This is a genomic window from Pedobacter sp. MC2016-05 (genome assembly GCF_026239735.1).
GTDB lineage: Bacteria > Bacteroidota > Bacteroidia > Sphingobacteriales > Sphingobacteriaceae > Pedobacter.
Map to the genome: position 1 here is coordinate 116,598 of NZ_JAPIVT010000016.1, position 14,869 is coordinate 131,466.

Here is a 14,869-nt window from a genome sequence, read left to right on the forward strand (position 1 = left end):
GACGTTTATTTTGTTTTAAGCACTAACGTAAGTAACTCTGCTCACGCTGTTGTATGTATCAATGTAAGCCCTTGGAGACTGGCCGATTATGCTCTTAAATACCCTGTTAAAGTTGGTAATACTATTAAAACCAGCTTTGTACGCCACACCAGAAATACAATCTGCTTTCTGACCAGAAAGAAGACTTTTACACGCGTCATTAATCCTTACTTCGTTGAGGAACGATACAAAAGTATGACCTGTGTGTTTTTTGAAATACCTGCAAAATGCCTGTGGAGTCATAAAAGCTGCATTTGCCACATCTTCCAGGCTGATTTGATTATTGTAATTTTCAGTAATAAAATTGATGATTTTACTTAACCTCATCCCTTCGTTTTCAGAAACATTTGAAGAGTAAAGATCCGAACACAGTGGTTCTATATTTTCTCCCAGATCCTGAAGGCCTGTAATCAGATTTAGAAAAGCAAAGAGTGTATCAGAACCTGAAGCGTGATGTACATCGAACATCTTTTGTGATATTTTTTTGGTGTAACCGGCAGAAATTTTAAACCCATGCTTATTTTTGGATAGATAAGCGCTGGCCAGTTTCATTTCAGGAAGATCAAATAAAGAGGCTAGAATCCCGGTAGGATTAAAATAAACAGAACAGGCAGCGACTGATATATCCTGGTTGGTAAAATATTCAGGGTTACTTTTGAAGAGATGGGGCAACTTTGCGCCGATTACAAACACATCTCCCGGCATAAAAGTATGCATATCATTGCCGGCAATTAGGGTTCCCTCTCCTTTTTCGATGAAAGTGATTTGCCATTCATCATGCCTGTGAAGATATTGATAAAAATGAGGTATGCAAATGTGCTCCGAAATCACACTCTTGTCATCAGGGACAAGCATAGTAAATGGTAATACTTTCATTTGTTTAGTTGGTTGGTTGACAATATGAATATAAGGATATTAACTTAAAAAACCGAGTAAAATCTAAATACGGTTAAAATCCTGCTACTATTCGCTAATATTCTACAAAACGCAAAAAAAATGTAGTTTTTTTGATTTAGGTTTAACTTGAAAAGATCAAAATAAAGATGCCGTTTTAGTTTAGAGTCATTACTTTAACAATAATGTTTAACGGAACCTTTAATCGTTTACTGCCAGAATTGATATCTTATCTTCTGCAGAAGGGATTTTTTAGCAATAAAAAACCTCAATCGAATGTTTTTTAATCGAGTGAGGTTGATTTGATAGTCTTCAAAGGATGGTTCGTCGTAATTACGACCGGCATAAAACGGGTTGAAATTGATTTTATGCGATAGATTGGGTACTTAAATTATGGTTTAGCAAGTATTAACTGCGTTCAGCGACAAAAGCCTTGATGTCCATTTCAGGTTTTTCCTCAGCAATAATCTGGCTCACCAATAAACCTGTTGCCGGACCTAAGCTCAAACCCATCATCCCGTGGCCAGTTGCGATAATCAAATTCTTCCTTTTAACACTGCGACTAATATAAGGTAAGCCATCGGGCGATGAAGGCCGGAAGCCATACCAGATATCCTTTTCATCAGGAACCGCAGGGTTTAAATCAGGAAAATATTTGGGAATAGATTCGACAATCCCCTTTACTCGCTGCATATTTATTCTGGTATTAATTTTATCGAGTTCCATCGTTCCGCCATAACGGATGCTTCCGTTCATCGGCGTAATTGCTACTCTGGCCTCGCACAATAAGGCAGGAATGGTCAGGCGGTTTTGAGGTTCCTTTTCCATAAATGAATAACCCTTGCCGGGCATTAAGGACACTTTTAAATCGGCCATTCTAGCTACTGCAGGCGACCACGAACCTGTGGCAAGCACGAATTGATCTGCTTCCCAAAAGGTTTCTCCTGAAAATACTTTTGTGATCTGATCTCCATTGCATTCGATCTTGTCTACTTCCTTGCCACGAATAATATCTACACCATTTTTATTAAGATAATCCAGCAACGCGTTCATCAATTTGGCGGGATATAAATGTGCATCGCAACGGTAATGCACAGCACCCAAAACGTCTAAATTTAGATCGGGTTGTAATATTTTACATTCCTGTGCCGATAAAACGCCCATATCCAAACCCAGTGTTTTTGCCTTTTCGGCCAAATGGGCTTCCTCCTCGCCTGCTTTCTCTGTTTTGTAAAAAGCAAGAATTCCTTTATTGGTTAGCTCGAAACTAAAATCAGACGCTTTAGCTAAATCTTCATATAACTTTTTGCTGAGTAAAGATAAATCACGCAGCGGTTCTGCAGATTTAGCAAGATGCTTTTCATTGGCATGTTTCATAAAGGTTAAACCCCAGCCAATAAGGCTTGCATTTAATGAGGGACGAACATAAAAAGGGCTTTTACTGTTAAACATCCACCGTATTCCCTGGCTAATCATGCCCGGAGCAGCCAGGGGAACAAAATGACTTGGCACAATCATCCCGGCATTGCCGAAAGAACAATTATCTGTAATATCACCCTTATCAATAACCGTTACCTGAAAACCTTTTTTTTGAAGATAATATGCTGAGCTTAGTCCAACGATTCCTCCACCTATTATTAATACTTTCGACATTATTTTTCGTTTTAAACTAAAAAGCCCCTGATTAAATTACTTGAAATCCATGTGCATACGGATCATCTTCAGCATCTATTTTTATGGTGTTGTAACCAAAAACTTTTGCCCATCCTTCTACACTTGGTATAATAGCTTTAAAGCCAGCTAAGTCAACTTCTTCTTCTACTCTTCCCGTAAATTTGCTGCCGATGAAACTTTCATGGATAAAATCTTCACCTAATTTAAGTTTTCCTTTGGCATACCATTGTGCCATACGGGCCGATGTACCTGTGCCGCAAGGTGATCTGTCGATTGCTTTATCTCCGTAGAAAACAGCATTTCTGGCTGTCGATGTAGGATCTAACGTTTTACCTGTCCACAATATATGGCTGCATCCATTGATGGTTTCATCTTGCGGATGTATAAATGTATATTGCTCATTGATTCGTTTGCGAATGATCTGGCTCCAGGTAATTAACTGCGAAGCCGTATAATTTTCGAGCCCTGGGAAATTTGTTTGTGGATCAATGATCGCATAAAAGTTACCGCCGTAGGCAACATCGAATGTTAAAACACCAAGATCGGGGCATTCAATTTTGAGATTTTCTGCCGCCAGATAAGAAGCTACATTTTTGAGCTTAACTGATTTTACCTTTTTTCCTTCTTGCAGGTAAGCAATTTGCACCAATCCTGCAGGTGCTTCCATACGGATGATGCCTGGAATTTTCGGCTGAATCAATCCTTCTTCAATGGCGATAGTGATGGTTCCGATTGTACCATGGCCGCACATGGGTAAACAACCACTGGTTTCGATAAACAGTACGGCAACATCGTTTTCAGGATCGTGAGGCGGATAAAGAATGCTGCCAGACATCATGTCGTGTCCACGTGGTTCAAACATTAAACCCGTTCTTATCCAATCAAATTCCTTTAAAAAGTGTTGTCGTTTTTCGCTCATGTTGGCGCCCGCTAATTGCGGGCCGCCCCCAGCTACTAATCTCACCGGATTTCCGCATGTATGTGCATCTACACAAAAAAAAGTTTTACTCATATGTCTTTTGTAAGTAGCTGGTTTACCATTCTAAAAATTCCAAAAGGATTGTCATCTTTTAACTCATCCGGTAAAAGTTCCTGCTCCCAATCCTGGTAGGCAAGCGGACGGACAAAGCGATAAATTGCAGATGAACCAACCGAAGTAAACCGACTATCGTTTGTGGCAGGGAAAGGCCCTCCATGTTGCATGGCGGCACAAACCTCTACACCTGTAGGCACACCATTTAAAATGATTCGCCCAGTTTTATCTGTAAGTTGATGAACAAGCGACTGGTATTGTTGAAGCTCATTTGAATCGGCCATAATGGTAACGGTTAATTGACCTTCCAGTACAGCGATTACTTTTTTAAGCTCGGCTATATCTTTTGATACCACTAAGAGCGAATAGGGTCCAAAAATTTCTTCATGAAGTTTTGGATTTTGAATAAACTTAGCCGCATCTACATACGCGATTCTGGCCTCAGATTGATTTTGTAGCGATTCGTTTTTTACCGCTGATGCCGCGATCAGTTCAACACCATCTTCCGCGGTGATTTCTGTAGAAAGCTTTGCATAATTCTTTGCTATTCCTTCAGTAAGCATTGTTGCTGATGGAACTTTCGAAATTTCATCAGTCAATACCTGCTTAAATGTTTCCAGTTCTGCTGAAGATATGGCCAACATTAAACCTGGATTGGTGCAAAACTGTCCGGCCCCTAAAGTGATAGATGCAGCATACTTCTTGGCCAGTTCCTCGGCTTTGTTTTTTATGGCATTGGGCAGCAAAACAATTGGGTTAATGCTTCCCATTTCGACAAAAACCGGAATCGGCTGTTTACGTTCTTGTGCCAGTTTAACCAAGGCCATACCACCATGATAAGAACCGGTAAAGGTTACTGCTTTGGTTTGAGGATGCAACACCAGTGCTGATCCGATTGAATAACCATCATCAAATAATAAAGAAAATACACCTTTTGGCATGCCCGTTTTTTCTACCGCTTTAACGATAGCTTCTCCTACCAGGGCACTGGTACCATAATGTGCCGGGTGTGCCTTTACTATTACCGGACAACCAGAAGCTAAAGCCGAAGCGGTATCGCCACCGGCTACGGAAAACGCCAATGGAAAATTACTTGCCCCGAAAACTACCACGGGACCGATGGGCACAAGCATTTTACGAATATCGGGCCGGGGCAGCGGTTGCCTTTCCGGCATGGCGGTATCAATAACTGCATCAACCCACGAGCCTTCAGCAACAAGATTTGCAAATAACCGCAGTTGTCCTGTTGTTCTGCCCAGCTCTCCCTGTAATCTGGCCAATGGCAAGCCGCTCTCCGCAGATGCCCGTGAAACCAAAACTTCACCTATATTCGTAATTTCATCAGCAATTGCGTTTAAAAAAGCTGCCTTTTTATCTTTATGAAGTACACGATAATTTTTAAACGCAATTGTCGCAGCCATCAAAGCATCGTTAACCGCTGTTTCGCTTGCTTTAACAAAATCGCCATCCAGCAACAAACCCGTTGCCGGATTTATTGCTCTCAGATTAGCTTCATTACCCGCTACAAACTCACTGGCAACTATATTTCTTCCGTTCATAAGTAATATTTATTTGCCCCAGCTTCCAGCCGGAAGCTCCGGACGAACAGCTAGTGCATCATTTATAATCTTCAACACTTTAATTCTTTCTTCTCCTTCAATTGGTAAACGCGGCGCTCTTACTGCTTCAGTACCTAACCCGGTCGCCACTTCAGCCAGCTTGATATACTGAACAAGTTTTGGATGAATGTCCAGTTCCAATACTGGTAAAAACCAGCGGTAAATAGTTAGAGCTTCACTAATTCTATTCTCTTTGATGAGATTAAAAATCGCTACAGTTTCTTTAGGAAAGGCATCAACTAACCCTGCTACCCATCCATGTGCCCCCATTACAATACTTTCCATTGCCAGAGGATCAACTCCGGTAAAGATTTTAAAACGGTCACCAAATCGGTTAATCAATCTAGTTACGTTGGAAACATCCCTTGTAGATTCTTTAATGGCCTGAATATTTGGATATTTCGTCAACTCCTCGAACATATCCAGCGTCACTTCAATTTTATAATCAACAGGATTGTTATAAATCATAATGGGCAAATCTGTTGATTCTGCAATTGCGCCAAAAAACACCAAAGTTTCAGCTGAAGAAGCATAATAGCGCATAGGCGGTAATAACATCAAACCCTGTGCTCCAAGAGATTCGGCCTTTTTAGCAACTTCGATTGCTTTTTTGGTGGTTGCCTCAGCAATATTTAATAAAACCGGAACCCTACCATTAACCAATGCTAATGTATGAGATAACAAGCCAAACTTTTCATCATCAGTAAGTACGCTGGCTTCTCCAAGTGATCCGCCAAGAATAATTCCATTAGCTCCAGCTTCTAATTGCGCTTCGATATTTAAATCAAATGCTGCAAAATCCAATTCGTCATTTGCTGTAAATTTTGTAGTTACAGCCGGGAAAACCCCAGTCCAGTTTATTGCCATTTTTAAAATTTTTATTGATAATAATTTCTTTTTGAATGTGATGATGTTTTTAGGCGGTTTGCCATACCATCATTGAATAAATGATAAGGTAAAAGTCGTTTTAAAAACATTCTTTCAAAGTTAAGGTATAGCTTTAGGGTAGATTTATTGTATTTTAACCGATATCAACTATAAATACACCATTTAACTTTTCGTTATTTAGGTTGCTTAACCTGGATATAATACATTGATTCTATTGCTGATTTATCGAATAATGCTGCCTGGCCAGCGGCAATTTTCATCTGATTCCATTTACTTAAAGGGAAAATTTTTAAAGTTGGAACCCCTGCTTTTTTTAATATCAGTGGTAGGTTAAAGCCTTCAACACAATTGCTATATCGATAATTCACTACACCATCTTTTATAAAATATTCCAACACGGGAATTTGAGTAGTTTTTAAATACTGATCAAAAACTTTTGTAAAAGAGTAACCAGCTTTTTTCGAGAAATAAGTTTCGATCTGGGCGCTCGTTACTGTTTTATGGTAAAATGTTTTGTTTAGCCCTCTGAGGATTGATCTGAAAAGCCCGTCGTTGTCCAGACTGTGCCGAATTGAATGCAGCATGTTTCCTGCTTTTGGATACATATCGCCACTGCCCTGAGCATTTACACCATAAGCGGGAATAATCGGACGATCATTTTTAATTCCTTTTCTAATGCCAAAATTATATTCATTTCCAGCCTTTTCTCCAAAATTGTAATCTATAAAAAGTGTTTCGCTATAATTTGTAAAGCCTTCGTGCACCCACATATCTGCCAAATCGTTTGTGGTAATGTTGTTGCCAAACCATTCATGGCCACTTTCGTGGATAATGATGAAATCATATTTCAATCCCCAACCATTGCCCGACATGTCTCTGCCTAAATAACCAAATTTGTATTTATTTCCATAAGATACAGCCGACTGGTGCTCCATCCCGGTATGTGAGGCATCGATGAGTTGATAACCATCTTCATAAAATGGATAAGGCCCAAACCAGTACTCAAAGCTTTTCAGCATTTTGTGAACCTGATCTGGCATATAATTTTTAGCCTTTTTAAGGTTATAATCCAACACCCAATAGTTTAAGTTGAGTTTGCCTTTTTCTCCGGGGTAACTTTCTGTAAATTTTACATATTTACCAATGTATGGAATGATGCAATAGTTGCTGATCGGATTAACCACGTTGTATTTATAGGTTACAGTGCCATCATTGTTATTTTTCTTAAAAACCAACTTTCCGTTGCCTACCCCAACAAGGGTATCGGGAACGGTCATCGTTAAGGATGCCCCCAGATCGGGTTCATCACTTTGATGGTCTTTATTTGGATACCATACAGATGCGCCCAAACCCTGGCAGGCAACGGTCATCCATGGTCGCGATAATGAATCCACTTTAAAAATAAACCCACCATCCCAAGGGGCACGTTTAGCCTGATGCACCTGCCCATGATAAAAAATTTTTACCCGATTATTCATCCCTATTTTTTGGGGTGGAACCTGGGCATACCAAACACTTCCAACATGATCAAACTTCAGCTTTGATTGATTATTGTACTGAATGCTATCGATAACCAATGGTTCCTGGAGATCGATTTGCATGTTAATCTTTCCGTCATTCTGCTGCACTACCTTGTACACAATTTCATTAGCACCCGAAATACTTTTGTGAGTATAATCGGGGTTAAAAGCAAGTTCGTAACGCTGAACATCCCACCACGTGCGCTCGGGTGTTAAACTTCCGCGAAGTGTATCGGCTCGCGTGTAGCGGTTAGTATCCTGCGCAAACAACATGGTATTTGAAAGCATGAGCAATAACAAAATCGGGACACAAATAAAATTTTTCATCTTGCTTGACAGGATTTAAGTCGTGATTAATTAACATCCCACCATAAACGATCGGTTGTTTTTGCTTTTTGCTGTGGTTGCGGATTAGCCGTTATTTCAGAATTTGGATATAACACCCTTCTTGGGATTTCGGATAAGGCATTTCTAACTTTTGTTAATGCCGGAAAACCGGTTCTACGCCAATCGGTAAAATTCTCTGCGTTTAAAAAGTTTGCTATAAATTTCTCCTCGATAATGAATCGCAATGCATTTGTCGCGGTTAGTGTTCCTCTTGCCGATAAATAAGCATTAATATCTGTTGTAGCTACGCCAACTTTTTCCATGTGTTTCCGAATTCCATCCTGATAAATGGGCTGAGCTGCCGTTGCGCCAGAAATAATGTTAGTGGCTTCAGCTTTTAAAAATAGTGCTTCAGTATAATTTACCAAATAATTATTGGCATTTGCCCCGGCATAAAAAGATGCTGGAATAGAGTAAGACTCTAAACTTCCAATATCATCGAGGCCAATTTGTCTACCGGTGAACAAACCAGTTTGAACAGCAGGAGCAATCATTTTAGTTAACCGAGGATCGTTTCGGGTTTTAAATCCATCAACAAAAGTATTGGCTAGCACAAGCGTACTGGCAGGTAAAAAGTTTTGTTGCCATGGATTTTCAGCTCCTGCCGCACCACTGAAGGCAACTTTACAGTCATCAGCATTGCTTTGCATTCCGTTATTCAAGGCGGTAAGGGCAAGTTGTGCCTGTGCTGCAGCGGTAAAACCTGGTGCTTTAATTAAATGCATATAGTAACGGGCTTTAAGGGTATAGGCTAATTTTTTCCATTTTGCCATATCACCCGCATACATAAAATCATCACCACCCGGACTTAAACCCGCATTTTTGTTGGCATCTTCAATCCCCTGATCTAATAACTGTTGTATCTGAACATAAATTTGCTGCTGTGTATCATAAGCAGGCTTAGTATTTTCCGATCCTTTGAAAGCCTGGCTGTATGGAATATCGCCCCAGGCATCGGTAGCATAACCTAAACAATAAGCGGTTAGAATTTTTGCAATTGCGGCATATTTAAAATTGCCATTGGCTGTTGCTTTCGTATTCAATAAGCTTAAATTGTTCAACGTTCTTACATAAACATTGTTCCAATCTCCGTCCATGTCAATATTATACATTAAATAGGTACCTTGGTTCGGCGCCACCTGGTTTAAGGCAATTACCTGAACATACTGCTGTAAAACAATGCTTAAACTTGCATCACCAGAGGCATTAATGTTTTGAGATATCAGCATTTGAACCGGTGGTAAAATCAACGATTCCTTTACATCAATCGGCCTGTTGGGATCGGTATTCACATCTAAATATTTTTTACACGAAGTAAGTGATACCAGGTATAAAACCGCGATAACAAAATATATCCTTTTCATAATTTTTCTTTCTAATTGATAATTGATTACAACGTTAATTTCAATGTAAAATCGATGGATCGGGAAGTTGGCGTAGAGAATGAATATATCCCCTGAGAGCCATTTGATGATCCAAATGAACTTACCTCAGGATCACCACCTGTAAAATGCGGGGCATATATCCATAAATTTCTGCCGGTAACATTTAATGATATGTTTTTAAAACCTGTTTTCTTAATCCAATTCGGATTGAAATTATAGCCGATGCTTGCGTTACGTAATTTGACGTAGGTACCATCCTGAATAACTGATTCTAACACACCATTAGCACGTTGGTAATAAGCCTGGCCAGTTACAGAAACCGTATTGGGCTGACCCGTATTTACATTTACCCCTTCAACAACTCTGGGCTCACGGTTTTCGGTAACTTTTGGTGTTCCATAAAAATAACCATAGCCATCCACATTGTTTTGAATATCCCCTCCCTTTTTCATATCAAAAGCAAAACTGAAAGTAAATTGTTTATACTTGAAATTGTTAACAATTCCCGCCATGTAATCTGGGTTGATGTTACCGATGATACCTTGCTCATCTGCCTGAAATGGCAATCCATCATCTCCGATCAATAATTTCCCTTCTGGATTTCTGGCATATTTTGAGCCGTAAATTACGCCATATGGCTGATCTACTATAACATAGGTAAAACCATTACCTATCATTTCGAGGTTTTGACCTATCGATAACACTTTATTTCTGATCCGACTAAAATTCAATGTCAGGTCCCAATTGAAATTTTCGGTTTTAATGGGACTTGCATTTAACAATACCTCTAATCCCCTGTTACGCATAACTGCCGAATTAACACTGGTAGAATTGTAACCTGTTGATGCAGCAAGTGCCACAGTGGGTATTATTCCATTACCCGTCTTCTTATCAAAATAAGACGTCTCCAGGCTTAATCGGTTTTTAAAGAAACCAAGTTCTAAACCTACTTCGAATTCATTAATACGTTCATTTCTTAGATTAGGGTTATTTAGGGTAGGGCTAATCAGAAACCCAGATTGCCCCTGATAAGGGAAGGCAATATTTCTGATATTTTGCGATTCATAAGGCGTGAGTAAATTGTAAGCACCTATACTGGCATTTCCAACCGTACTGTAAGAAAACCTCAGCTTTCCGAAATTCATTACATCTGCTAATCCCTTAGAAAAGAATTTAGAAAAGATAAAGCTGGTGGCTGCAGAACCATAAGGATAGAAATTATTTTCTTTAGCCAGCACCGAAGTACCATCATATCTTCCGGTAAGCGATAAAATGATAAACTTTTTGTAATCGATGTTAGATTGAAGATAAAAACCTATTTTTCTGGTGAGGTAGCTATTTTCTGTAAATTTAACCGTAGAGGCACTACTGATATTATTAAAATCAGGCACAGTGATACCCAAACCATTGGCGTAAGAATTTTGACTGTAAGTAGAAATAATATTATTTCCCAAAAGTGCATCTATGGTAAAATCGCCGGCGGTTTTATTTGCGCTTAATATTAAATCGTTGTTATATTGTCTGAAATTGGTATTATTATTTACAATTCTTCCGTTGGGATTAGAAACAGACCCTAGTGACTCTATATACTTGCCCTGTTCTACGAATACATCGGCACCAAAACGCTCAATCACAGTTAACCAGGGTAATATCTTATAATCGGCATTGAATGTTGGCAAAAAGCGATTGACAACTGAAGTGTTTTTGATATTATCCAATACCCAGTAAGGATTATTTCTGGAAAAACGATACAAACGCTGCGATCCATCAGGGTTGGTTGAAGGTTGTAAATCATAGGAAACCGGGGCAGAGAAAATGGTCCACACCGGGCTCTCCAAGGCATATCCCTCTGGTTGTCTGTTATTTTTAGTATTGGCGTAATTAAGCGAAAATGTAATATTTAAATCCTTGATAACTTGAGTAGAAAATTTTCCAAAAACAGTATTCCGATCAAATGAGGTTGATGGAACAGTTCCATCCTGAGATAGATTGGTATAAGAAAGATAGTAAGAACTATACGTTCCGCCGCCGTTTAAGGCAAGTGTATTGGTATATGTTTTGCCCGTTTTGAAAAACAAATCAGATTGATCGTAAACCTGCGCTGGTTGCCCGTTTATTTTTAAAGTATCCATCCTTGCGCCCCATGATGTACTTGTTTTTTGGTTCACACCATCAAAGTAAACCCCATTTGACCCTAAAGAATACTTGTTTTGAATGTCAGGGATGAGTGGTTTCTCAAATGAAAAAGAAGAAGTAAAATTTAATGATGGCTTTTTATTTAAAGCACCAGCCTTAGTAGTAATGATGATAACGCCCTTTGCTCCATCAGAACCATAAAGGGCGGTAGCTGCTCCCCCCTTCAACACGTTAATGCTTTCAATAATATTTGGATCTAAATCGGCAATACGGTTGGTACCCGGGCCAGAATTTAAGTTTCCTGTTTCATCATTATTTACCGGAATACCATCAATTACCATCAATGCCTCATTGTTACCATAGAGTGAGTTGGCACCACGGATTACAATTCGCGATGAACTGCCTGGAGTACCAGATGAACTGGTGATTTGAACGCCCGAAACCTTACCCGCTAATGCATTTACCAAATTTGGTTCTTTGGTTTGGGTAAGTTGGTCGCCTTTTACTTCCTGCGAACTGTAGGTTAAATTTCGCTTTTCGCGTTTTACGCCTAAAGCAGTAACCACAATTTCGCTCAGGATTTGCTGATCTTCTATCAACACAACCGTTAAATTACTTTGACCAGTGTAAGCCACTTCTTTGGTTTGATAACCGATCCCACTAAAAATTAATGTCGAAGGATTAATCTTGACCAGAGAAAATTTTCCTTCGCTATTGGTTGATGTCCCATTAGAAGTACCTTTAATTTTAACCGAAATACCAGGTACAGCTGCACCTGATTGATCGTTTACTTTGCCGGTAAAATTTTCTGTTTGTGCCTGTGCGGATGCCAGCATGAAGCAGAAAACAAAAATACCTATGCAAGTAGTTTTTAGTTTAGTAATCATCTTGTTAGTTAGTTTGTTTGTCCAAATCAAATTTAGCTTTACGCAAACGCATCCTACACAATAATTTTAGCCAGTTGTAACCTAATATTAACAGAAATTTTACAAAAGATTAATCCAAGAAGTAATAAAGGCTAAACGCAGTTTTCTCAGTCAGTTGGGGTGCCACGATTGGTTAATATATGCCTAAAACTCACTAAAAACAGAGATTCAATTCCCCCGACCATCATTTAATTTTAGTGGTAAATTTTCACGAAATGAATAAAACCATATTACTAACTTTTATCGCTATTGTAAGTTCTTTCAGCATTAGCTTCGCTAAAGATTTTGAACTGAAATCACCAGATGGAAAAACTAAAGTTCGAATTGACGTAAATGACAAAATTACCTGGAGCATAAAGCGAAATGCTGAAACAATTTTACAGCCTAGCCAGCTAGCCCTGTTCATAAAAAATGGTATTAACTTGGGAATAAACCCTCAGTTAAACAGTCAAAAGCAAGTTTCACATGATGAAGTTATTGTGGCCGATATCCCGGTGAAGAGCAAAACTATCATTGATCATTACAATGAGTTGAAGTTAGACTTCAAAGGCAATTACAGTATTTATTTTAGGGCATATAACGATGGGGTAGCTTATCGGTTTGAAACCAATTTAAAAGCTAAGCGCATTGAAGTTGAAAATGAAATTGCAGATTTTGACTTTGGGAACAATAACCGCGTGTTCTGGGCTCAGGAAAATGATCCTGAATTCCTATCGCACTTTGAAAGTTTATACAAGGATTCGACATTAAATTCCTTTAATCATCAGCAACATGCTGCCTTACCCATGTTAATTTATTCCAAATCGGGTGTTAAAATGCTCATCAGCGAGGCAGATCTTTATGATTATCCAAATATGTTTTTATTTGGTTCGGGCAATAATAAACTCACAGCGGGCTATCCAAAAAATATCGCTGAAAGTACCCCGGTTCGAGATAGGGGAATTAAAATTACCAAATTAGAAACACACCTGGCGAAAACGTCGGGCAAAAGAAAATTCCCATGGAGAAGTATTGCCATTTGCGATGAAGACAAAGATTTACTGGTGACAAACCTGACTTATAAACTATCAAGTCCTTCAGTCCTGAATAACCCAAATTGGGTTAAACCTGGTAAAGTAGCCTGGGATTGGTGGAACGACAATAACATCTATGGCGTTGATTTCAAAGCAGGCATCAACACTAAAACTTATCAGTATTATATTGATTTTGCTTCTAAATATGGTTTAGAATATATTATGCTGGATGAAGGATGGACAAAAACCACCACCGATTTGACACATACTACAGCCGACATCAACATTCAGGAAATTATCGATTATGGTAAATCGAAAAACGTCGGCGTATGGCTTTGGACACTTTGGGGGCCGCTGGATAAAGACATGGATCATATTTTAGCCCTTTATAAAAAGTGGGGAGCAGTGGGAATTAAGGTTGATTTTATGGCCAGGGCAGACCAGTATATGGTTAATTTTTATGAAAGAGTGGCTGCAACTGCGGCAAAATATGAGTTAATGGTAGATTTACATGGCGCTTATAAGCCCGTTGGCCTGAACCATAAATATCCTAATGTTTTAAGTTATGAGGGAGTGAGGGGTTTGGAAAACAACAAATGGAGCACCGAAATTACGCCCACACATAATGTAACGTTGCCTTTCATCAGGATGGCTGCCGGACCAATGGATTATACGCCTGGCGCAATGATTAATGCTACCAAAAAGAATTTTAACATTGTTTACAGCGAGCCTATGAGTATGGGAACGAGGGCACATCAGGTGGCTATGTATGTAATGTATGAGAGCCCGCTTCAAATGCTCGCCGACAATCCATCCAACTATTTGAAAGATAGCCTGTGCACACGATTTATTGCTCAAATTCCTACTGTTTGGGATGAAACCATTGCCTTAGATGGAAAAGTAGGCGAATATGCAGCGATAGCCCGGAAAAATGGCAACAGATGGTTCATATCTGCAATGACCAACTGGGATGCCCGAAGCTTGAATCAACAGCTATCATTCCTCGATGGCAAAACCTATCGCATTGATATTTTAAGTGATGGCATAAATGCCGATCGACATGCTGCAGATTATAAAATTTCAAGTACGAAAGTGAACCAAACCGATAAAATAACTATTAAAATGGAGAAAGGTGGTGGCTGGTGTGCTGTTTTAACCCCAATTGATTGATGTGAAAAGGATGATGCGATGAATGAGAGAATTTAAAAAACCATTATGAACATTAGTGGCGAGGTCTTTGGTTACAGAATTTAGACTGCTAACCACAATGCGCCTCATGCTGAATTTGCTTAGGAAGGTTAATTGCAAGAACACCCGTGAATCAGATGCTAAGCCCGAAATCCGCAATGGAATAC

The 14,869-nt window shown here is 39.3% G+C and carries 10 protein-coding genes; 1 reads left to right on the top strand and 9 read right to left on the bottom strand.

All coding sequences use genetic code 11. The annotated features are described in order from the left end of the window. Positions 1-15: 15 nt before the first annotated feature. From OQZ33_RS18220 to OQZ33_RS18255, 8 genes are all read right to left on the bottom strand, one after another. Positions 16-915: an AraC family transcriptional regulator gene (locus OQZ33_RS18220; RefSeq protein WP_265800674.1), complete on the bottom strand. Its 900-nt coding sequence runs from the start codon at positions 913-915 to the stop codon at positions 16-18. Between the two features lie 426 nt (positions 916-1,341). After that, complete coding sequence (locus tag OQZ33_RS18225) at positions 1,342-2,586, bottom strand: NAD(P)/FAD-dependent oxidoreductase (protein ID WP_265800675.1); 1,245 nt, start codon at positions 2,584-2,586, stop codon at positions 1,342-1,344. Between the two features lie 31 nt (positions 2,587-2,617). Beyond that, positions 2,618-3,619, bottom strand: coding sequence for a 4-hydroxyproline epimerase (locus OQZ33_RS18230; RefSeq protein WP_265800676.1), 1,002 nt, complete (start codon positions 3,617-3,619; stop codon positions 2,618-2,620). Next, positions 3,616-5,199, bottom strand: coding sequence for an aldehyde dehydrogenase (NADP(+)) (locus tag OQZ33_RS18235; protein WP_265800678.1), 1,584 nt, complete (start codon positions 5,197-5,199; stop codon positions 3,616-3,618). The genes OQZ33_RS18230 and OQZ33_RS18235 overlap by 4 nt, the downstream gene beginning before the upstream one ends. A 9-nt stretch (positions 5,200-5,208) precedes the next feature. After that, entirely contained in the window at positions 5,209-6,126 is a 918-nt protein-coding gene (locus tag OQZ33_RS18240) for a dihydrodipicolinate synthase family protein (protein WP_265800680.1), read from the bottom strand. Positions 6,127-6,320: 194 nt separating this feature from the next. Continuing rightward, a complete protein-coding gene (locus OQZ33_RS18245) occupies positions 6,321-7,994 on the bottom strand; it encodes a M1 family metallopeptidase (RefSeq protein ID WP_265800682.1) in 1,674 nt (557 codons plus the stop codon). A 26-nt stretch (positions 7,995-8,020) separates the two neighbouring features. Beyond that, a complete protein-coding gene (locus tag OQZ33_RS18250; RefSeq protein WP_265800683.1) occupies positions 8,021-9,418 on the bottom strand; it encodes a SusD/RagB family nutrient-binding outer membrane lipoprotein in 1,398 nt (465 codons plus the stop codon). Positions 9,419-9,444: 26 nt separating this feature from the next. Next, positions 9,445-12,462 carry a SusC/RagA family TonB-linked outer membrane protein gene (locus OQZ33_RS18255; RefSeq protein ID WP_265800685.1) on the bottom strand — a complete coding sequence of 1,006 codons (3,018 nt, stop codon included), beginning with the start codon at positions 12,460-12,462 and terminating at the stop codon, positions 9,445-9,447. A gap of 254 nt (positions 12,463-12,716) precedes the next feature. On the opposite strand from OQZ33_RS18255, the gene OQZ33_RS18260 reads away from it, so the two are divergent. After that, entirely contained in the window at positions 12,717-14,684 is a 1,968-nt protein-coding gene (locus OQZ33_RS18260; RefSeq protein ID WP_265800687.1) for a glycoside hydrolase family 97 protein, read from the top strand. On the opposite strand, the gene OQZ33_RS18265 is transcribed toward OQZ33_RS18260, so the two are convergent. Continuing rightward, positions 14,667-14,869: hypothetical protein (locus OQZ33_RS18265; RefSeq protein WP_265800689.1), on the bottom strand; the 203-nt coding region annotated here is incomplete at its 5' end. The two genes, OQZ33_RS18260 and OQZ33_RS18265, sit on opposite strands and share 18 nt — an antisense overlap.